Annotated in this window: 17 protein-coding genes; 7 read left to right on the forward strand and 10 right to left on the reverse strand. The window is 61.8% G+C overall.

Annotated features, from left to right (window positions below; all coding sequences use genetic code 11):
• The first annotated feature begins 172 nt into the window (after window positions 1–172).
• Window positions 173–436, forward strand: a complete 264-nt coding sequence (locus ACZ445_RS29305) for an accessory factor UbiK family protein (RefSeq protein ID WP_058424222.1) — start codon at window positions 173–175, stop codon at window positions 434–436.
• Between the two features lie 213 nt (window positions 437–649).
• Window positions 650–2146, forward strand: coding sequence for a YifB family Mg chelatase-like AAA ATPase (locus tag ACZ445_RS29310; protein ID WP_310862876.1), 1497 nt, complete (start codon window positions 650–652; stop codon window positions 2144–2146).
• Here the strand turns inward: ACZ445_RS29310 and ACZ445_RS29315 are convergent.
• The gene (locus ACZ445_RS29315) at window positions 2143–2727 is read right to left on the reverse strand and encodes a TetR/AcrR family transcriptional regulator (RefSeq protein ID WP_310862877.1); all 585 of its coding nucleotides are present in this window, start codon (window positions 2725–2727) and stop codon (window positions 2143–2145) included. The genes ACZ445_RS29310 and ACZ445_RS29315 overlap by 4 nt on opposite strands.
• A gap of 111 nt (window positions 2728–2838) precedes the next feature.
• Between ACZ445_RS29315 and ACZ445_RS29320 the strand changes: the two genes are divergently transcribed.
• The gene (locus tag ACZ445_RS29320) at window positions 2839–3753 is read left to right on the forward strand and encodes an ABC transporter six-transmembrane domain-containing protein (RefSeq protein ID WP_310862878.1); all 915 of its coding nucleotides are present in this window, start codon (window positions 2839–2841) and stop codon (window positions 3751–3753) included.
• A gap of 3 nt (window positions 3754–3756) precedes the next feature.
• On the opposite strand, the gene ACZ445_RS29325 is transcribed toward ACZ445_RS29320, so the two are convergent.
• Both ACZ445_RS29325 and ACZ445_RS29330 read right to left on the reverse strand, forming a co-directional pair.
• The gene (locus ACZ445_RS29325; RefSeq protein ID WP_464704585.1) at window positions 3757–5733 is read right to left on the reverse strand and encodes a methyl-accepting chemotaxis protein; all 1977 of its coding nucleotides are present in this window, start codon (window positions 5731–5733) and stop codon (window positions 3757–3759) included.
• 177 nt (window positions 5734–5910) lie between these two features.
• A complete protein-coding gene (locus tag ACZ445_RS29330; RefSeq protein ID WP_058424225.1) occupies window positions 5911–6831 on the reverse strand; it encodes a LysR substrate-binding domain-containing protein in 921 nt (306 codons plus the stop codon).
• A 148-nt stretch (window positions 6832–6979) separates the two neighbouring features.
• Here ACZ445_RS29330 and ACZ445_RS29335 point away from each other — a divergent pair, with 148 nt between their 5' ends.
• Window positions 6980–8383, forward strand: coding sequence for a NorM family multidrug efflux MATE transporter (locus ACZ445_RS29335; RefSeq protein WP_058424226.1), 1404 nt, complete (start codon window positions 6980–6982; stop codon window positions 8381–8383).
• Window positions 8384–8449: 66 nt separating this feature from the next.
• On the opposite strand, the gene ACZ445_RS29340 is transcribed toward ACZ445_RS29335, so the two are convergent.
• Complete coding sequence (locus ACZ445_RS29340) at window positions 8450–10114, reverse strand: putative bifunctional diguanylate cyclase/phosphodiesterase (RefSeq protein ID WP_058424227.1); 1665 nt, start codon at window positions 10112–10114, stop codon at window positions 8450–8452.
• A gap of 256 nt (window positions 10115–10370) precedes the next feature.
• Here ACZ445_RS29340 and rep point away from each other — a divergent pair, with 256 nt between their 5' ends.
• Both rep and ACZ445_RS29350 read left to right on the forward strand, forming a co-directional pair.
• Entirely contained in the window at window positions 10371–12380 is a 2010-nt protein-coding gene (gene rep / locus ACZ445_RS29345) for a DNA helicase Rep (RefSeq protein ID WP_058424228.1), read from the forward strand.
• Window positions 12381–12438: 58 nt separating this feature from the next.
• Window positions 12439–13011 carry a xanthine phosphoribosyltransferase gene (locus ACZ445_RS29350; protein WP_025856334.1) on the forward strand — a complete coding sequence of 191 codons (573 nt, stop codon included), beginning with the start codon at window positions 12439–12441 and terminating at the stop codon, window positions 13009–13011.
• 131 nt (window positions 13012–13142) lie between these two features.
• Here ACZ445_RS29350 and ACZ445_RS29355 read toward each other — a convergent pair whose 3' ends face one another.
• The 6 genes from ACZ445_RS29355 to dadA form a co-directional block, all read right to left on the reverse strand.
• Window positions 13143–15065, reverse strand: coding sequence for an acetyl-CoA hydrolase/transferase C-terminal domain-containing protein (locus tag ACZ445_RS29355; RefSeq protein ID WP_058424229.1), 1923 nt, complete (start codon window positions 15063–15065; stop codon window positions 13143–13145).
• 137 nt (window positions 15066–15202) lie between these two features.
• Entirely contained in the window at window positions 15203–15613 is a 411-nt protein-coding gene (locus ACZ445_RS29360; RefSeq protein WP_043293857.1) for a c-type cytochrome, read from the reverse strand.
• 181 nt (window positions 15614–15794) lie between these two features.
• Window positions 15795–16343 (reverse strand): cupin domain-containing protein, encoded by a 549-nt coding sequence (locus ACZ445_RS29365; RefSeq protein ID WP_003176893.1) that lies wholly within the window; start codon window positions 16341–16343, stop codon window positions 15795–15797.
• A 116-nt stretch (window positions 16344–16459) separates the two neighbouring features.
• Window positions 16460–17533 (reverse strand): alanine racemase, encoded by a 1074-nt coding sequence (gene alr, locus ACZ445_RS29370; RefSeq protein ID WP_058424230.1) that lies wholly within the window; start codon window positions 17531–17533, stop codon window positions 16460–16462.
• Between the two features lie 79 nt (window positions 17534–17612).
• Window positions 17613–17966, reverse strand: coding sequence for a RidA family protein (locus tag ACZ445_RS29375; protein WP_058424231.1), 354 nt, complete (start codon window positions 17964–17966; stop codon window positions 17613–17615).
• The gene (gene dadA / locus ACZ445_RS29380; protein ID WP_058424232.1) at window positions 17938–19239 is read right to left on the reverse strand and encodes a D-amino acid dehydrogenase; all 1302 of its coding nucleotides are present in this window, start codon (window positions 19237–19239) and stop codon (window positions 17938–17940) included. Before dadA ends, ACZ445_RS29375 begins: the two co-directional genes overlap by 29 nt.
• A gap of 156 nt (window positions 19240–19395) precedes the next feature.
• Here dadA and ACZ445_RS29385 point away from each other — a divergent pair, with 156 nt between their 5' ends.
• The gene (locus ACZ445_RS29385) at window positions 19396–19884 is read left to right on the forward strand and encodes an Lrp/AsnC ligand binding domain-containing protein (protein ID WP_003176896.1); all 489 of its coding nucleotides are present in this window, start codon (window positions 19396–19398) and stop codon (window positions 19882–19884) included.
• Window positions 19885–19892 lie beyond the last annotated feature (8 nt).

Here is a 19892-nt window from a genome sequence, read left to right on the forward strand (position 1 = left end):
GTCCTTTGCTCACTTTTGCCCACCTGCGGGGCTTTTTGACGGCGGCAATGCGCACAAAAACAGTGCGCCACCGCCCAGACCGCTGCGCGAAAAGCGTGCGCTCGCCGCCACGGAAAAGACTATAGACGCTGCGTGATACACTGCCGGCCAACAGTTTTCCGGAATATTTCCCATGCTCGCGCCCAAAGACCTCCTCGACGCCCTGAGCGGCCACGCCTCTCGCCTGTTCAGCGGCGACACCCCGCTGCCCCGCAATGAAATCGAAAGCCAGTTCAAGGCGCTGCTGCAAAGCGGCTTCAGCAAACTCGACCTGGTGAGTCGGGAAGAGTTTGATAGCCAGATGGTGGTGCTGGCCCGCACACGTGCGCGGCTGGAGAGCCTGGAGGCCAAAGTCGCTGAGCTGGAAGCCAAGATGACACCGCCCTCTGCTGAATAAACGCGGTCAGTGTGGGAGCTGGCTTGCCTGCGATGCAGACGCCTCGGTGTATCTGTTGCACGCAGACGATGCTATCGCAGGCAAGCCAGCTCCCACATAAAGCGCTGCGAACGACTCTGGATACGTTCTGTAAAACCTCCCTCGCCTCGCACTTCTCCACCTCGTCTACCCTTGAAAAACCGCAGGAAGCGGCCCTCTTTTCAAGGAACGAGCATGTCCCTCGCCATCGTCCACAGCCGCGCCCAGATCGGCGTCGAAGCCCCTGCCGTCACCGTCGAAGTGCACATGGCCAACGGTTTGCCATCCCTCACCCTGGTGGGTTTGCCGGAAACCGCCGTCAAGGAAAGCAAGGACCGCGTGCGCAGCGCCATTCTCAACTCCGCCCTGCAATACCCTGCCCGCCGCATCACCCTCAACCTGGCGCCCGCCGACCTGCCCAAGGACGGCGGGCGCTTTGACTTGGCGATAGCGTTGGGCATCCTGGCGGCCAGCGTGCAGGTGCCAGCCTTGATGCTCGACGACGTGGAATGTCTGGGAGAATTGGCGCTGTCCGGCGAGGTGCGTGCAGTGAAAGGCGTGTTGCCTGCGGCATTGGCGGCGCGCAAGGCCGGGCGCACCGTGATAGTGCCTCGGGCGAATGCCGAGGAAGCGTGCCTGGCCTCGGGGTTGAAGGTGATCGCGGTGGATCATTTGCTGCAGGTGGTGGCGCATCTGAATGGGCATCAGCCTATAGAGCCCTACAAATCCGACGGCTTGCTGTACCTGAACAAGCCATACCCGGACCTGAGCGAAGTACAGGGCCAGCTCGCCGCCAAGCGTGCACTGCTGATCGCGGCGGCGGGCGCGCATAACCTGCTGTTCAGCGGCCCGCCCGGCACCGGCAAGACACTGCTTGCCAGTCGCCTGCCGGGGTTGTTGCCACCGTTGAGCGAGCAGGAAGCCCTGGAAGTGGCGGCGATCCAGTCGGTCGTCAGCCTGGCGCCGCTGAGTCACTGGCCACACCGACCGTTTCGCCAGCCGCACCACTCTGCCTCAGGTCCGGCATTGGTGGGCGGCGGGTCGAAACCGCAGCCTGGAGAAATCACCATGGCCCATCACGGCGTGCTGTTCCTCGATGAATTGCCGGAGTTCGACCGCAAGGTGCTGGAGGTACTGCGCGAGCCTCTCGAATCGGGCCACATCGTCATCTCCCGCGCCCGCGATCGCGTCAGCTTCCCGGCTCGCTTCCAACTGGTAGCCGCCATGAACCCCTGCCCTTGCGGGTACATGGGCGAACCCAGCGGGCGTTGTCGCTGCACGCCGGAGCAGGTTCAGCGCTATCGCAACAAGCTCTCCGGCCCCTTGCTGGACCGTATTGACTTGCACCTCACTGTGGCGCGAGAAACCACCGCATTGAATCCAACCCAGCAGGCGGGCGATAACACGGCCGAGGCATCGGCACGGGTCGCCCAGGCCCGCGATCGCCAACAGCAACGCCAGGGCTGTGCGAATGCGTTCCTTGATCTGCCGGGGCTGCGCAAGCACTGCAAGCTGACAAAAACCGATGAAGGCTGGCTGGAAACCGCCTGTGAACGGCTGACGCTTTCCCTGCGCGCGGCCCATCGCCTGCTCAAAGTGGCGCGTACCCTGGCCGACCTTGAGCACACCGAGAGCATCACTCGACCGCACTTGGCGGAAGCGTTGCAGTATCGGCCCGCGGCTGTCGGCTAGGGTACGTCTGGGAAGTCCAACAGCAGGCGCGCCACTTCCATCACTTCATCCAAGGCCGCTTCGGCCGATTCCATGGAGGGTTTGAGCATCAGGTCGTCGGCATAGCCCATCGCCACGGCAAAGATCTGGCGGGCAGCGCGTTGTGGCGAGTCACAACGCAGGACGTTGGCAGCCACACCCCGCTCGATCACCTCGGCGAGCATGCGTTGCCATTGGGCGTTGATCGCCAGGTAAGCCTGGGCCATTTCCGGGTCCTGCATCGCTTCGTCCCAGGCATCCAGCCACAGTGCCCACCCTGCATCGGCGGTACTTGGCAGGCAGTCACGCAAAAACCCCACAAAGGCGTCCAGGGGCGCTGCTTCTGCCAGGGGCGCGCGCACTTCGTCCAACTGCTCATTGGCAAACCGCACGAAGGCTTCGCGGCGCAGTTCCTTCCAATCGCTGAAATAGTGATAGACGTGGCTGCGGGACAGGCCGGCATGTTCGGCCAGGTCGCGGGTGGACACATCGGCAAAACCCTTGCTGCGAAACAGCTCCAGGGCGGCGGCGATGATCTGGTCTTTACGGTCGTTACGCGACATGGGCAATTCCTTTCGACGCCGCAGATAAGCGGCGCTTGCTTTTTGAGCGATCGCTCAAGGATACTTGAGCAGTCGCTCAATCATAGCGTCTACCACCCCTTTGGTGCATCCATGACATCCGTCACCCCTCAAATCCTGATTGAAGAAAGCCAGAAAATCGGCCAGCAATCCGCCGGCCAGACCCTCAAGGCCATCGCCAAAGCCTATCCCGGCAAGCTGTCCGCCACGCTGTCGCTGGTCGCGCTGGAGAACGCGCTGCTACTGGCCTACCCGTTGTTTGCCGGGTTTGCGGTGGACGCGATCATCCGTGGCGACGCCGGCAACGCGCTGTTCTACGCCGCCGTGGTCCTGGCATTCTGGGTGGTCGGCGCGGCACGCCGGGCGCTGGATACGCGAACCTTCACGCGGATTTACGCCGATCTGGCGGTGCCGGTGATCCTCAATCAACGCCTGCAGAACCACAGCACGTCGAAATCGGCGGCGCGGGTGGTGCTCGCCCGGGAGTTCGTCGACTTCTTTGAGAAGCATGTGCCGATCATCGCCACGGCGCTGGTGTCGATTATTGGCGCGGCGGTGATGTTGATCGTAATCGAGCCCTGGGTAGGCCTGGCGTGCCTGGGCGCACTGGTGCTGTGCATCACGTTGTTGCCACGCTTTGCCCGGCGCAACCAGGAGCTGCATGAACGGCTAAACAACCGGCTGGAAAAAGAAATCGGCCTGGTGGAAAAAGTCGGCGCACCAACCCTGCGGCGCCATTACCGGGTCCTTTCACGCCTGCGCATCTGGCTGTCGGATCGCGAGGCGGCTGCGTACCTGTTTCTCGGCACGCTGGCCGCCTTGCTGTTTGTGGTCGCCATCAGCCAGTTGGCGCTGTCACCCGCAGTCAAGGCCGGCCATATCTACGCGGTCATGACCTACCTGTGGACCTTCGTCACCAGCATGGACGAAGCCCCCGGCATGGTCGACCAACTGGCGCGCCTGAAGGACATCGGCAAGCGCGTTGACCCAGGCCTGGGCGACCGCTAGGCCTCAACGAAACCGGTCCACCTCATGCCGCAAGCCCGCCGCCAGGGTTTCGAGTTCCTTGGCGGTAATCGCCAGGTTCGACACCACTTCCCGCTGCTCGCTATTGGCCAGCGCGATGCTCTGCAGGTTGCTGCTGAGCAAGGTCGCGGTGCTGCTCTGTTCCTGGGTGGCGGTGGTGATCGCGGCAAACTGCTGACCGGCCGAGCGGCTTTGCTCGTCGATACGCGCCAGGGCCGACGCCACGTCAGCGTTACGCGACAGGCCTTCCTGCATCAACACATTGCCGCGCTCCATGGTGCTGATGGCGTTGCCGGTTTCCTGCTGGATGCTCTGGATCATTCCGGAGATTTCGTCAGTGGCCTCGCGGGTACGCGACGCCAGGTTCCGTACCTCATCGGCGACCACGGCAAACCCACGGCCTTGTTCACCGGCGCGGGCGGCCTCGATGGCGGCGTTGAGCGCCAGCAGGTTGGTCTGTTCGGCAATCGAGGTGATCACGCCGACGATTCCACCGATCTCTTGGGAGCGTTGGCCCAGGGTGTTGATCACCGTGGCCGTGCTGTTGAGCGCAGTGGCGATGTGTTCCAGGGATGACGACGCCTCTTGCATCGAGTTGCGCCCGATGCGGGTCTGTTGGGCGTTTTCCTGGGCCAGGCGTTCGGTGCTACCCATGTTGTCGGCAATGTTCAGCGAGGTGGCGCTGAACTCTTCCACCGCGCCGGCCATACTGGTGATCTCGCCGGACTGCTGCTCCATGCCTTCATAGGCGCCACCGGACAAACCGGACAGCGCCTGCGCACGGCTGTTGACCTCTTCGGCCGCCTTGCGGATATGCGAGACCATGGTCGACAGCGCTTCACCCATCTGGTTGAAACTGCGCGCCAGTTGGCCGATTTCGTCATGACTGGACACATTCAAGCGTGCGCTCAAGTCGCCCGCGCCCAAGGCTTCGGCCTGGCGCACCAGGTCGCCCAACGGCGCCAGCTTGCTGCGCAGCAACCACACCGTTGCACCGACCGCCAGCAGCATGGCCAGCACGCTGCCGATCACCAGGCGGATACCGACGTCCCATGTCACCGAGCGGATCTCAGCCTTGGGCATGCTCGCGACCACGGCCCACGGCCCGCCTTCGAAAGGCACCGACACGCTGTAGAAATCTTCGTTTTTGTCTGCCCAGAAGCGTCCTGTGCCCGGCGTCTTGGCCAGGTCCAGCATCACGAGCACGGCTTGATCCAGCGCCTGCACGCCCGCCGGCGGCACCAGCCAGCGCTTCTGTTCATCCAGCAAGGCGAGGGAGCCGGTCTGGCCGATGCGGAACCGCTTGAGGTTGTCGAACTGTGCATTCTGCGCATCGGTGTAGTCGAACCCGATGAACAACACCGCGATCACCTGCCCACTGCTGTCGCGCACCGGGCTGTACTGGGTCATGTAGGAGCGGTCGAACAACACCGCCCGACCGATATAGGTCTGCCCGCTGAGCACCCGCTGGTAGGCCGGGCCCTGGCGATCCAGCACCGTACCGATGGCGCGGTTGCCGTCCTGCTTGGTCAACGAGGTGCTGATGCGGATAAAGTCTTCGCCGCTGCGCACGAATACCGTGGCCACGCCGCCGGACATCTGCTTGAACTCATCCACTTCATTGAAGTTGTTGTTCAACACCTGATTGCCCAGGTACAGGCTAGGCGTCTGCACACCGGCCACGGTCACAAGCTGGTCCGCATGCACGCTCAAGCCAGCGCCGAAGCGCTTTTCAAACAGCCCGCTCAAACGCTGGGTACTTTCGCGCAAGGTGCTGTGGAAGGTGTTGAGTTGGTCGGCGAGCAAACGTGCCTCGCTGGCCAGGTGCTCCTCGCGGGTAGCGAGGTTGGCGGAGTCGAGGGAACGCAAGGCAAACACGGTGCTGCCGCTGATGACGACAGCCAGAATCACGGCTAATGCCAGGCCTAACTGGGAGGCTATCCGGGCGCGAGGTTGAGACATGACGGCTCCTGGCCGAGGCCAGGATCATCCTGATCTCATAGCGTTGCTCGGCAAATTATCCAGTGGGAAACGTTGGTGTACGATGGTTCCAACACACCTACTTCGGCGAGCCGAGGCAATACTTGAGCGATCCGCAGGGGTATCACGCAAACGATTGCACAAGCAGTCTGTCGCCCCTCACTCGAGGCGTTCGACCTGAGGCAATTCCATCGCCTTGACTTCCGCCTGCAGAAACTCCGCCAAGCGCCGCAAACGCTCACCGCCGGGGCGGGTTTTCGGCCATACCAGGTAGTAGTTTTCGCCACTGGCCACCGCCGTTGGCCAGGGCAGGCTCAATCGACCCTGGGCCACGTCTTCGGCCACCATCAGCAAATCGCCCATGGACACACCGTAGCCCCGCGCAGCGGCGATCATGCCCAGTTCGAGGGTATCGAATACCTGCCCGCCCTTGAGCGACACCTGGGATGACAACCCCATGCGCTCCAACCAATTGCGCCAATCGCGACGGTCGGGCGTGGGGTGCAGCAATTCCGCGGTGGCCAGGCGGGCGGCATCCCAGGGCCCGTCCTCCAGCAGGTTCGGCGCACCTACCGGGATCAGCAGCTCCGGAAACAGGTAGCTGGCCTCCCAGTCCGCCGGGAAGTGCCCGTAGCTCAGCAGCACCGCGCAGTCGAAGGGCTCCTGGTTGAAATCCACCTCGTCCACGCTCATCCACGCGCTGGTCAGTTGCACCTCATTGCCTGGCTGCAACGCGCGGAAGCGGCTGAGCCGCGCCAGCAGCCAGCGCATGGTCAGGGTCGACGGTGCCTTCATGCGCAGGATGTCGTCTTCGGCGTTCAAGGTATGGCAGGCCCGTTCCAGCGCGGCGAAACCTTCGCGCACGCCCGGCAAGAGCAGGCGTGCCGCTTCGGTGAGCTGCAAGGTGCGACCACTGCGCTGGAACAGGCGACAGGCGAAATGCTCTTCCAGCGTGCGGATATGTCGGCTCACCGCACTTTGCGTGATGGAGAGCTCCTCCGCTGCCCGGGTGAAGGAATTGTGCCGAGAGGCGGCCTCGAATGCGCGCAAGGCATACAGCGGAGCAAGACGTCGAGACATCGGTAAATTCCTACAGAGCAATACCGCACCCTAGCAGATCAGCAGACATGAGTTTAAGTCATGCACAGCATCGCTTTAATCCTTTTGTGCAATGAGCCGAGAGCGTCGAGAATCAAGCCTTCCCCAACCCTCTGACTTTTCGAGCGTGATGATCATGCAACATCCGGCACGTACCGAACTCTGGGCCATTCTGCGGCTGTCAGGGCCGTTGATTGCCTCACAGTTGGCACACATGCTGATGGTGCTGACCGACACCCTGATGATGGCGCGCCTGAGCCCCGAAGCCTTGGCCGGTGGCGGCCTGGGCGCGGCGACCTACTCGTTCGTGGCGATTTTCTGCATCGGCGTGATTGCCGCCGTGGGCACCCTGGTGGCCATCCGTCACGGCGCGGGCGATATCGAAGGCGCCACACGCCTGACCCAGGCCGGACTCTGGCTGGCTTGGCTGATGGCCCTGGCGGCCGGTTTGCTGCTGTGGAACCTCAAGCCAGTGCTGCTGATGTTTGGCCAGACCGAGACCAACGTGCATTCGGCCGGGCAATTCCTGACAATCTTGCCGTTCGCCCTGCCCGGTTACCTGAGTTTCATGGCCCTGCGTGGCTTTACCAGTGCAATCGGCAAGGCGACGCCGGTGATGGTGATCAGCCTTGGCGGTACGGTAATCAACTACCTGCTCAACCACGCGCTGATCGAAGGCATGTTCGGCCTGCCCAAGCTTGGCCTGATGGGCATCGGCCTGGTCACAGCCATCGTCGCCAACGGCATGGCGCTGACGCTGATGTGGTACATCCGCAGCAACCGGACCTACGCGGCCTACCCGCTGAGCACCGGCCTGCTACGCCTCAACACTCAGTACCTGCGTGAACTGTGGCGGCTGGGCCTGCCGATTGGTGGCACCTATGCGGTGGAGGTCGGGTTGTTTGCGTTTGCGGCGCTGTGCATGGGCACCATGGGCAGTACGCAGTTGGCCGCGCACCAGATTGCACTGCAAATTGTGTCGGTGGCGTTCATGGTGCCTGCGGGAATGTCCTACGCGGTGACCATGCGCATCGGCCAGCACTACGGCGCCGGGCAGTTGCTGCAGGCGCGCCTGGCCGGGCGCGTCGGCATCGGCTTTGGCGCGACGATCATGCTGGGGTTTGCTGGCGTGCTGTGGCTCTATTCCGACCCGCTGATCGGCCTGCTCATCGACCACAACGACCCGGCGTTCCACGACGTGATCGTCCTGGCCGTCAGCCTGCTGGCCGTCGCCGCCTGGTTCGAACTGTTCGATGGCGTGCAAACCATCGCCATGGGCTGCATTCGCGGGCTCAAGGACGCCAAGACCACCTTCCTGATCGGCGCGGGCTGCTATTGGTTGATTGGCGCACCGTCGGCCTGGCTGATGGCCTTCACCCTGGGCTGGGGACCGACCGGCGTGTGGTGGGGCCTGGCGCTGGGCCTGGCATGCGCGGCGGTGAGCCTGACCTGGGCGTTTGAGGCAAAGATGAAGCGGATGATTCGGCAGGAGCCCCCGCGGCAGGAAATGTGGGAGGGGGCTTGCCCCCGATAGCAATGGGTCAGTCACAGATGAGCTGGCAGACACTCCGCCCTCGGGGGCAAGCCCCCTCCCACACCTCTAACCGAGCAAGGCTTGCTGGCTTTTGCCAAAGGTCAGGTACTCCACCAACTCCGGCAACGGCAGAGGCTTGCTGATCAGGTAACCCTGGGCCTGGTCGCAGCCAAACAAACGCAACAGCGCCAGTTGCTCAGGCGTTTCCACCCCTTCGGCCACCACCTCCAGGTTGAGGTTGTGCGCCAGGTTGATCATGGCATGCACCAGCTTGCGGTTTTCTTCGCGCTCCTCCATGCCACCGACAAAGCTCTTGTCGATCTTCAACAAGGCAATCGGCAGGCTGTTGAGGTGCACGAACGATGAGAAACCCGTACCGAAGTCATCCAGGGAAAACCGCACACCCAGGCGGCCAAGGGCATCCATGGTCTGCTTGACCAGGTCACTGCGGCGCATCACAGCGGTTTCGGTGAGTTCGAACTCCAGCCATTGCGCCTCCACGCCCCGCTCGGCAATCAGCCGGCTGAGTGTGGAGAGCAACTGGCTGTCCTGGAACTGGCGGAACGACAGGTTGACCGCCATGTGCAACGGCGGCAGGCCGCGTTCGCGCAGGTCTTGCATGTCGCGCAGGGCCCGAGAGATCACCCAGTAGCCCAGCGGCACGATCAGGCCGCTTTGTTCGGCCAGTGGCACGAACTCACTCGGTGGCAACAGGCCGCGCTCGCCATGGCGCCAGCGCACCAGGGCTTCCAGGCCGACGATATGGCCGTCGTCCAGGTCCAGGCGCGGCTGGTAATGCAGCTCCAGTTCGTCACGGCGCAAGGCGCGGCGCAGCTCGCTTTCCAGGTCGGCAAGGCTGCGGGCGTTGCGGTTGATGCGCTCGTTGAAAATATGAAAGGTGCAGCCTTGGGTGCTCTTGGCCTGCTGCATGGCGATATGAGCGTGCCACATCAAAGGGTCGGCGCCAGCGCGAGCGCGGGCATGGGCCACGCCCAGGCTGCAACCGATCAGCAAGCTTTCGCCATCCACCCAATAGGGTTCAGCCATGACTTCGGTGATGCGCTCGGCCATCCACTCGGCACGCTGGGGCGCACGACGGGTGTCGATCAGCAGAGCGAATTCATCGCTGCCCAGGCGCGCCAGTTGGTCGCCGACCTCCAGCTGGCTCTTGAGCCGTGACACCACTTGCAGGATCAACCGGTCGCCGGCCTGGTGGCCGAGGGCATCGTTGGCGTGGCGGAAGTTGTCGAGGTCCAGGTGGCCGAGGGCCAGGCCACGGCCTTCGTTCTCGGCCAGGCGCGCGGTCAACAGGGTCTGGAAGCCCTGGCGGTTGGCGATGCCGGTGAGCGGGTCCTGCTCGGCCAGGCGTTGCAGGGTGTTTTCCAGCACGCCGCGCTCGCGGACGTGGCGCAGGCAGCGGCGCACTGTGTCGGCATCCAATACATCACGCACCAGCCAATCGCTGACGCCAAGCGGTGAAACCAGCGGTTCCTGCTCCAGCAACAACACGCACGGCAGGCTGCAACGGCCAGGCCCGGGTTGCAGGCCGGGCGTGGTCAATAGCACAGCGCTGTGGTCGTCATCGAACAGACGGCTCACGGATTCCCAGTTTGGTGCGCTGATCAGCACAGCCCCATCGCCCATCGGCGCCAGGCACTCGCGCAATAACGCTGCCCACGCGGGCTCATCGGCCAGCAGCAGCAAACGCAAGGGTTCGACAGGCGTAGACAAGCTAGCTCCCTAGACTCTGCAAAAATTCGTGGCGACGGGCATTATGACGTGCGGCCGGATAATCACCAATGATAGGGGTTATCAAACACGCGAACTGTGAACATTAGCCTCAAAACAACCCTCACATCCTGCGGCAAAGTAACAAAACCGGCAAATTTAGATCGAGTGGTACGTCACACTGTCGTTCTGACAGAGCAGAATCCTGCCAGCCTGTTAAAATGCCCGCCCTTTTGAACAACGACTCCCTGAATTCTGTATGTCCCGACTCAATCCCCGGCAGCAAGAAGCCGTGAACTACGTCGGCGGCCCTCTATTGGTGCTCGCCGGCGCAGGCTCCGGCAAGACCAGCGTGATCACCCGCAAGATCGCGCACCTGATCCAGCAGTGCGGCATCCGCGCCCAGTACATCGTCGCCATGACCTTTACCAACAAGGCTGCGCGGGAAATGAAAGAGCGCGTTGGCACCCTGCTCAAGGGTGGCGAAGGCCGTGGCCTCACCGTGTGTACCTTCCACAACCTGGGCCTGAACATCATCCGCAAGGAGCATGTGCGGCTGGGCTACAAGCCGGGCTTCTCGATCTTCGACGAGACCGACGTGAAGTCGCTGATGACCGACATCATGCAAAAGGAATACGCAGGCGACGACGGCGTGGACGAGATCAAGAACATGATCGGCGCCTGGAAAAACGACCTGATCCTGCCGCCCCAGGCCCTGGAAAATGCGCGCAACCCCAAGGAACAGACTGCCGCCATCGTCTACACCCACTACCAGCGCACGCTCAAGGCGTTCAACGCAGTGGACTTCGACGACCTGATCCTGCTGCCGGTAAAGCTGTTCGAGGAACACGCCGACATCCTCGAAAAATGGCAGAACAAGGTGCGCTACCTGCTGGTGGACGAATACCAGGACACCAACGCCAGCCAGTACCTGCTGGTAAAAATGCTGATCGGCAAGCGCAACCAGTTCACCGTGGTCGGTGACGATGACCAGTCGATCTACGCCTGGCGCGGCGCCCGCCCGGAAAACCTGATGCTGCTCAAGGACGACTACCCGTCCCTCAAAGTGGTGATGCTGGAGCAGAACTACCGCTCCACCAGCCGCATCCTGCGCTGCGCCAACGTGCTGATCTCGAACAACCCCCACGAGTTTGAAAAACAACTGTGGAGCGAGATGGGCCACGGCGATGAGATCCGCGTGATCCGCTGCCGCAACGAAGACGCCGAAGCCGAGCGCGTGGCCGTCGAGATCCTCAGCCTGCACCTGCGCACCGACCGGCCCTACAGCGATTTCGCGATCCTCTATCGCGGCAACTACCAGGCCAAGCTGATCGAGCTGAAATTGCAGCACCACCAGGTGCCGTATCGCCTGTCGGGCGGCAACAGCTTTTTCGGACGCCAGGAAGTAAAAGATCTGATGGCCTACTTCCGCCTGATCGTAAACCCGGACGACGACAACGCCTTCCTGCGCGTGATCAACGTGCCGCGTCGCGAGATCGGCTCCACCACCCTGGAAAAACTCGGCAACTACGCCACTGAACGCAAGATCTCGATGTACGCCGCCACCGACGAAATCGGCCTGGGCGAACACCTGGACTCGCGCTTCACCGATCGCCTGTCGCGCTTCAAGCGCTTCATGGACAAGGTGCGTGAGCAATGCGCCGGCGAAGACCCGATCAGCGCGCTGCGCAGCATGGTCATGGACATCGACTACGAGAACTGGCTGCGAACCAACAGTTCCAGCGACAAGGCCGCGGATTACCGCATGAGCAACGTCTGGTTCCTGATCGAAGCGCTGAAGAACACCCTGGAAAAAGACGAAGACGGCGAGATGACCGTCGAAGACGCCATCGGCAAGCTGGTGCTGCGCGACATGCTCGAACGCCAGCAGGAAGAGGAAGACGGCGCCGAAGGTGTACAGATGATGACCTTGCATGCGTCCAAGGGCCTGGAATTCCCCTACGTGTTCATCATGGGCATGGAAGAGGAAATCCTCCCGCACCGCTCCAGCATTGAAGCCGACACCATCGAAGAAGAACGCCGCCTGGCCTACGTGGGCATTACCCGCGCGCGTCAGACCCTGGCCTTCACCTTTGCCGCCAAGCGCAAACAGTACGGCGAAATCATCGATTGTGCCCCCAGCCGGTTCCTGGATGAACTGCCGCCGGATGACCTGGCCTGGGAAGGCAATGACGACACCCCGACCGAGGTGAAGGCCGTTCGCGGCAACACCGCCTTGGCGGACATACGCGCGATGTTAAAGCGCTAGAATCGACTACTTTTCAATCTACTTTCGGCGCACACCGCGTCATTAGAGGAAGCTTTCCGTGGAAGCACTGCACAAGAAAATTCGCGAAGAAGGCATCGTGCTTTCCGATCAGGTACTCAAGGTCGACGCCTTTCTGAACCACCAGATCGACCCGGCGCTGATGAAGCTGATCGGCGACGAATTCGCCGCACTGTTCAAGGACTCGGGCATCACCAAGATCGTCACCATCGAAGCGTCGGGCATCGCGCCGGCGATCATGACCGGCCTGAACCTGGGTGTACCGGTGATCTTCGCGCGCAAGCAACAGTCCCTGACCCTGACGGAAAACCTGCTGTCGGCAACGGTGTATTCCTTCACCAAGAAAGTCGAAAGCACCGTGGCAATCTCCCCTCGCCACCTGACCAGCAGCGACCGTGTGCTGGTGATCGATGACTTTTTGGCCAACGGCAAGGCGTCTCAGGCGCTGATCTCGATCATCAAGCAGGCCGGCGCGACCGTCGCCGGTTTGGGGATCGTGATCGAGAAGTCGTTCCAGGGTGGGCGTGCGGAATTGGATGCGCAGGGTTATCGGGTTGAGTCGCTGGCGCGGGTCAAGTCGCTGGAAGGTGGCGTCGTCACTTTCATCGAATAACCCCAGCCTCAAAGTGGTTGTAAAAGTGGGAGGGGGCTTGCCCCCGATAGCGATGTATCAGTATCAGATGGGCTGACTGACACACTGCAATCGGGGGCAAGCCCCCTCCCACATTGACTCTGTGTTGTCTGTCAGTGCGCGGTGGCCTGTAGGCCGGCGAGTAGGAGCCGCTGGTACAGATCCTCTTTCAGCCCCTCCGGCTTACCTAACCGCATCCGCTCCAGATGCTTGGGAAACGCCTCCGGCTCCGGTGCATCCAACGCCGCCTTGCCCAACTCCAGAATCTCCGTCAGCTTGAATTTGCTCTTGAGCCAGTTCAGCGCCCGCAACAAATCCCGCTCTTCATCGGTGAAATCGCTGCCCAGCGGATACTCCGGAAACAACCGGCGATGGCGTGCCTGAATCCCCTGCAACCGCTCCGGCGTGTTATCGGCGAAGCGCGGCTCCAGCTGGAAATCCTTGGACAGCTTGCCGGCCTTTTGCGCCTCCTTGATCAAATCGTCCTGGAAGCGTGAGTCGGTGATATTGAGCAACGCCTCGATCACCTTGGCATCCGTCTGCCCACGTAAATCGGCAATACCGTATTCAGTGATGACAATATCCCGCAGATGCCGGGGAATCGTGCAGTGGCCGTAGTCCCAGACGATATTGGAACTGACCTCCCCCGCTGACTCGCGCCAACTGCGCAAAATCAGAATCGACCGCGCACCTTCCAGCGCATGGCCCTGGGCCACAAAGTTGTACTGCCCGCCCACACCGCTGAGCACACGGCCATCTTCCAACTGGTCGGCCACACCCGCGCCGAGCAGCGTCACCATGATCGCGCTGTTGATAAACCGTGCATCCAGCCGCTGCAGGCGCTTGAGTGCTTCCTGGCCGTACAGCTCGTTGATGTAGCTGATGCGGGTCATGTTGAATTCGAGGCGCTTGGCGTGGGTCATTTCCTGCAGGCGCAGGTAGAAACTGCGCGGGCCAAGAAAAAATCCGCCGTGGATCGAAATGCCGTCAGGCTGCGCCGCATCGTCGAGCGTGCCGGCGTTGGCCTGCTGTTGCGTCGCTACGTCCGGGTAGACCTTACGACGGATAATCCCCGCGTCCGCCAGTACCAACAGGCCGTTGACGAACATTTCGCTGCACCCGTAAAGGCCTCGGGCGAAGGGATCGACACCGCCTTCACGGCTGATCAGCGGCGCCCACTGGTACACGTCCAGATCGGTCAGGAGCGAGCGATAGGACTCATTGTCGGCCTGGCGCGCCAGCAACGCGGCGGTCAGCGCATCCCCCATGGAGCCAATGCCGATCTGCAAGGTGCCGCCATCGCGCACCAGGGTGCTGGCATGCAGGCCGATGAAGTGGTCCTGGAAACCCACCGGCATGTTCGGCGTGGAGAACAGCGTGGTGCTGTCTTTTTCATCGATCAGGTAATCGAAGGTATCCATGCCCAGCTCAGCGTCGCCGGGCATGTAGGGCAAATCGGTGTGGACTTGCCCGACGATCAGCACGGTCTCGCCGGCGTCGCGGCGCTTGGCAATCATCGGCAGCAGGTCGAGGGTGATATCCGGGTTGCAGCTCAAGCTCAGGCGATCAGGATGTTCGGCACTGCTGGCGACCAACTGCGCCACCAGGTTCAGGCCGGCGGCGTTTATGTCGCGCGCGGCATGGCTGTAGTTGCTGCTGACGTAATCCTGCTGCGCCGACTCGCTGTGCAGCAGGCTGCCGGGCTGCATGAAGAACTGCTGGACGTGGATATTGTTCGGAAGGCTGTCGTTGTGCAGGTCGGCAAGGAAGTCCAGCTCGGGATAATCACCGAACACCCGCTCGATAAAGGGTTCGAGAAAGCGTTTCTGCAACCCATCGCCCATCGTCGGGCGGCCCAGGCTCAACGCGGTATAGATGGTCAGCGCCCGCTCCGGCAACTTGGCGATGCGCCGGTACAAGGCATTGGCAAACCGGTTCGGCTTGCCTAGCCCGAGGGGCATGCCCATGTGGATATGCGCCGGCAACCGCGCCAGTACGTCGTCAACTGCTTGCTCGATTGAACACAACTGCACCATCCGACCCTCCTGAACATTCCATGATTAGGGGTTGGACCGAGCTTGCCGGGTCTTTGCTGCAATGAACAGCGCTGAAACACGAATCCCAGGCACAAAAAAGCCGCTCGTAAGCGGCCTTTTTGACGACGATCGGCGGATCAGAGGCCGGACATCTTCTTGATTGCACCCTTGAGGTCATCATCCGAGCAATCGGCGCAGGTGCCTTTGGGCGGCATGGCGTTGATACCGGTGATCGCCTTGGCGAGGATGCCATCGAGGCCGCCCTGGTGGTCGGCGCGTTCTTTCCAGGCGGCGGTATCGCCGATTTTCGGCGCGCCCAACAGGCCGGTGCCGTGGCAAGCGTTGCAGTGCTTGGCGATGATGTCATCCGGCGTCTTCGCAGCGCCGCCACCTGCGGCGACCGCCACTTCCATGCCCTTGCATTCCTGGCCCTGGACGCAGACCTGGCCGACAGGCTCCAGGCGCTTGGCAATATCATCATTGGTCGCAGCTTGAGCGCTGACAGCCCATAGGGCCAGTACGGTTGCTGGTGCAGCCAGCATTTTCATAATTAGGTTCACGCGTTCACCCTCAATGGTGGCTATTCACGCCTGCGGCCACGGTTTCGCAGGCGGCGAAAGTATAACGGTTAGCCCGCCTGGCCGAAACAACCCTATTAAATAAAGGGAGATTCGACCCCGCGGAATACAGCTCGGGTGTCTCTGCAACGCTGGCAGGACGCCTCTTTTCTTAAAAGTTCGCGGGTGTGGCTGCGCTGATTAGTCGCGCCGGCACGTCGAACGGATTGCGAAAACGATGGGGCTTGGTGCTTTCAAAGTAGTAGCTATCGCCAGCTTCGAGCACAAAAGTTTCAAGACCGACCACCAACTCCAGGCGACCTTCCACCAGAATCCCGGTTTCTTCGCCTTCGTGGGTGAGCATTTCTTCGCCCGTATCGGCGCCCGGCGGGTAGATCTCGTTGAGAAACGCAATCGCCCGGCTGGGGTGCGCCCGTCCTACCAGTTTCATGGTGACGGCGCCGTCGGAGATGTCGATCAGCTCATTGGCTTTATAGACGATCTGCGTCGGTATTTCCTGGAGGATCTCCTCGGAAAAGAACTCGACCATCGACATAGGGATGCCGCCCAGCACCTTGCGCAAGGAGCTGATCGAGGGGCTGACGCTGTTTTTTTCGATCATCGAAATGGTGCTGTTGGTGACACCCGCGCGCTTGGCGAGCTCGCGCTGGGAAAGACCCTTCAGTTTACGGATGGATTGCAGTCGTTCGCCGACGTCCAATGCAGGAGCCTCCTAGGATTCAGGCTTTGTTGTAATTGAGCGTTATCATGGCGACAGCGTTCAGTATTTACAACACTTGGGCCTAAATCCCGGACGGTTGCGTTCGTAGCCGGCGGTCAAGCGCCGGAATAGAGCCTTGGCACGCGGCGCAGGTTGCAGAACAGCTGATACGGAATGGTCTCGGCGGCAACCGCGACGTCACTGGCGAGGATATTTTTACCCCATAGCTCCACGGTGGAACCAAGGCCGGCCTGCGGCACATCCGTCAGGTCGATGCACAGCATGTCCATGGACACACGCCCCAGCAATTGGCTGCGTTGCCCGGCCACCAGTACCGGCGTCCCCGTCGGCGCGTGGCGCGGGTAGCCATCGGCATAGCCCATGGCAACCACGCCGATGCGCATGGGTTTGGGCGTGATGAACTTGGCGCCATATCCCACCGGCTCACCGGCCGGCAGTTCACGCACGCTGATCACCTTGGACTCCAGGGTCATCACCGGCTGCAAACGCGCGGCCACGGCCTGGTCTTCGCCAAATGGCGTCGCACCGTAGAGCATGATGCCGGGGCGCACCCAATCGCTGGACACCGTCGGCCAGCCCATCACCGACGGCGAGTTGCGCAGGCTGACCTCGGCCGCCAAGCCCTGGCGCGCCGCATCAAACACGGCCACCTGTTCATCACTGCGCACGCAGTCGAGTTCATCGGCGCGGGCGAAGTGGCTCATCAAGACGATCTTGGCTACTTTGCCGCTGGCCAGCAGGCGCTGGTAAGCCTCGTGATAATCCTTGGGGTGCAGGCCGACACGGTGCATGCCCGAATCGAGCTTGAGCCAGATGGTCAGCGGCTTGCTCAGTCTGGCCTGCTCGATGGCCTCCAATTGCCACAGCGAGTGCACCACGCACCAGAAATCATGTTCGATGATCAGCGGCAGCTCATCCGCCTCGAAGAAACCTTCCAGCAGCAGCACCGGCGCACGAATCCCGGCGGCGCGCAGCTCCAATGCTTCCTCGATGCAAGCCACGGCAAACCCGTCCGCCTCGGCTTCCAGCGCCTGGGCAACGCGCACGGCACCATGGCCGTAGGCATCGGCCTTGATCACGGCAAGGGCCTTGGCACCCGTGACTTCACGGGCCAATTGGTAGTTGTGGCGCAGGGCTTGGAGGTCGATCAGGGCACGGGCAGGACGCATGGCGGCAGGCTTCTAGGCGGCAAAGTGAAGAAAAACCGGCACCGACCAACGGCTTCGGCACCGGGAGAGGGATCGTTGTTTAAGGCAGCGCGGCCACGACGGACAGCTCCACCAGGATTTGCGGTTCGCACAGCTTGGCTTCAACCGTGGCACGGGCCGGGGCAACGCCTTTTGGCAGCCACTTGTCCCACACCGCATTCATGCCGGCGAAATCCGCGTCGATGTCCTTCAGGTAGATCGTCACCGACAGCAACCGGGTCTTGTCAGTACCGGCCAGGTCGAGCAAACGCTCGATATTGGCCAGGGTTTCACGGGTCTGCTGCTCAATCCCGGCGTTCATGTCGTCGCCGACTTGCCCGGCCAGATACACGGTACCGCTGTGGACAACGATCTGGCTCATGCGCTCATTGGTGAGCTGGCGCTGGATTGACATGTTTTGCAGACTCCTGGTGGTTGCCATAACGGGAAATATCGAGACCTTCGGCGCTGATCTGCGGGGTTTTCTTGGCCATCAGGTCGGCCAGCAAACGACCGGAGCCACAGGCCATGGTCCAACCGAGGGTGCCGTGGCCAGTATTCAGGAACAGGTTCTTGAACGGTGTGGCACCGACAATCGGCGTGCCGTCGGGGGTGGTCGGACGCAGGCCGGTCCAGAACGTGGCTTCGGTCAAATCGCCGCCCTGAGGATAAAGGTCGTTGACGATCATCTCCAGGGTTTCGCGCCGGCGCGGGTTCAGCGACAGGTCAAAACCGGCTATTTCAGCCATGCCACCGACGCGGATGCGGTTGTCGAAACGGGTGATCGCGACCTTGTAGGTCTCGTCGAGAATCGTCGAAGTCGGCGCCATCGCCGGGTTGGTGATCGGCACAGTCAGCGAGTAGCCCTTGAGCGGGTACACCGGCGCCTTGATCCCCAGCGGCTTGAGCAACTGCGGCGAGTAGCTGCCGAGGGCCAGCACGTAGCGGTCGGCGGTTTCCAGCTTGCCGTCGATCCACACACCGTTGATGCGATCACCGGCGTAGTCGAGACGCTGGATGTCCTGTTCGAAACGGAACTCCACGCCCAATTGCTTGCACATCTCGGCCAAGCGGGTGGTGAACATCTGGCAGTCGCCGGTCTGGTCGTTCGGCAAGCGCAGGGCGCCGGCGAGGATATCCGTGACGTTGGCCAGGGCCGGTTCGACGCGGGCGATACCGGCGCGGTCGAGCAGCTCGAACGGCACGCCGGACTCTTTCAGCACCGCAATATCCTTGGCCGCACCATCGAGCTGCGCCTGGGTGCGGAACAACTGGGTAGTCCCCAGGCTGCGGCCTTCGTAGGCAATGCCGGTCTCGGCGCGCAGTTCGTCGAGGCAGTCACGGCTGTATTCGGACAGGCGCACCATTCGCTCCTTGTTCACCGCGTAACGGCTGGCGGTGCAGTTGCGCAGCATCTGCGCCATCCACAGGTATTGGTCGATATCGGCGGTGGCCTTGATCGCCAGCGGCGCGTGGCGTTGCAGCAGCCACTTGATGGCTTTGAGCGGCACGCCCGGCGCGGCCCATGGTGAGGCATAGCCCGGGGACACCTGGCCGGCGTTGGCGAAACTGGTTTCCATGGCAGCGGCAGGCTGACGGTCGACCACAACCACTTCAAAGCCGGCCCGCGCCAAATAGTAGGCACTGGTCACACCAATGACGCCGCTACCCAAGACCAGAACGCGCATTTTTATATCCTCATCGCGGGCATGGCCGCTGACGTGTGTTATTCGAGCAATGATGAGCGCAGTGTAAAAAACAATTGCCAGTGCATTTCACTATATAACTGCCTATATTTGGCGACAATTCTCGGCAAAAACCCTTTTCACAGAGGCGTATCCCCTATGCGTACCAACACCCAGACCAAGCGGGAGCTGGACAAGATCGACCGCAACATCCTGCGCATCCTGCAAACCGACGGGCGTATTTCGTTCACGGAGCTGGGGGAAAAGGTCGGGCTGTCGACCACGCCCTGTACCGAGCGCGTGCGCCGGCTGGAGCGTGAAGGGATCATCATGGGCTACAACGCGCGGCTCAACCCCCAGCATTTGAAGGGGAGTTTGCTGGTATTTGTCGAGATCAGCCTGGATTACAAGTCCGGCGACACCTTCGAGGAATTCCGCCGCGCCGTACTGAAACTGCCCCATGTGCTGGAGTGCCACCTGGTTTCTGGCGACTTCGACTACCTGGTGAAGGCGCGGATTTCCGAGATGGCGTCGTACCGCAAATTGCTTGGCGACATCCTGCTCAAGCTGCCCCATGTACGGGAGTCCAAGAGCTATATCGTGATGGAAGAGGTGAAAGAGAGCCTGAACCTGCCGATCCCGGACTGACCTGAGAC

Source organism: Pseudomonas allii, assembly GCF_055380095.1.

Coding starts and splice junctions, on each gene's coding strand:
- ACZ445_RS29305 (WP_058424222.1), top strand. CDS start 173: ATGCTCGCGCCCAAAGACCTCCTCGACGCCCTGAGCGGCCACGCCTCT.
- ACZ445_RS29310 (WP_310862876.1), top strand. CDS start 650: ATGTCCCTCGCCATCGTCCACAGCCGCGCCCAGATCGGCGTCGAAGCC.
- ACZ445_RS29315 (WP_310862877.1), bottom strand. CDS start 2,727: ATGTCGCGTAACGACCGTAAAGACCAGATCATCGCCGCCGCCCTGGAG.
- ACZ445_RS29320 (WP_310862878.1), top strand. CDS start 2,839: ATGACATCCGTCACCCCTCAAATCCTGATTGAAGAAAGCCAGAAAATC.
- ACZ445_RS29325 (WP_464704585.1), bottom strand. CDS start 5,733: ATGTCTCAACCTCGCGCCCGGATAGCCTCCCAGTTAGGCCTGGCATTA.
- ACZ445_RS29330 (WP_058424225.1), bottom strand. CDS start 6,831: ATGTCTCGACGTCTTGCTCCGCTGTATGCCTTGCGCGCATTCGAGGCC.
- ACZ445_RS29335 (WP_058424226.1), top strand. CDS start 6,980: ATGATCATGCAACATCCGGCACGTACCGAACTCTGGGCCATTCTGCGG.
- rep (WP_058424228.1), top strand. CDS start 10,371: ATGTCCCGACTCAATCCCCGGCAGCAAGAAGCCGTGAACTACGTCGGC.
- ACZ445_RS29355 (WP_058424229.1), bottom strand. CDS start 15,065: ATGGTGCAGTTGTGTTCAATCGAGCAAGCAGTTGACGACGTACTGGCG.
- ACZ445_RS29360 (WP_043293857.1), bottom strand. CDS start 15,613: ATGAAAATGCTGGCTGCACCAGCAACCGTACTGGCCCTATGGGCTGTC.
- alr (WP_058424230.1), bottom strand. CDS start 17,533: ATGCGTCCTGCCCGTGCCCTGATCGACCTCCAAGCCCTGCGCCACAAC.
- ACZ445_RS29375 (WP_058424231.1), bottom strand. CDS start 17,966: ATGTCAATCCAGCGCCAGCTCACCAATGAGCGCATGAGCCAGATCGTT.
- dadA (WP_058424232.1), bottom strand. CDS start 19,239: ATGCGCGTTCTGGTCTTGGGTAGCGGCGTCATTGGTGTGACCAGTGCC.
- ACZ445_RS29385 (WP_003176896.1), top strand. CDS start 19,396: ATGCGTACCAACACCCAGACCAAGCGGGAGCTGGACAAGATCGACCGC.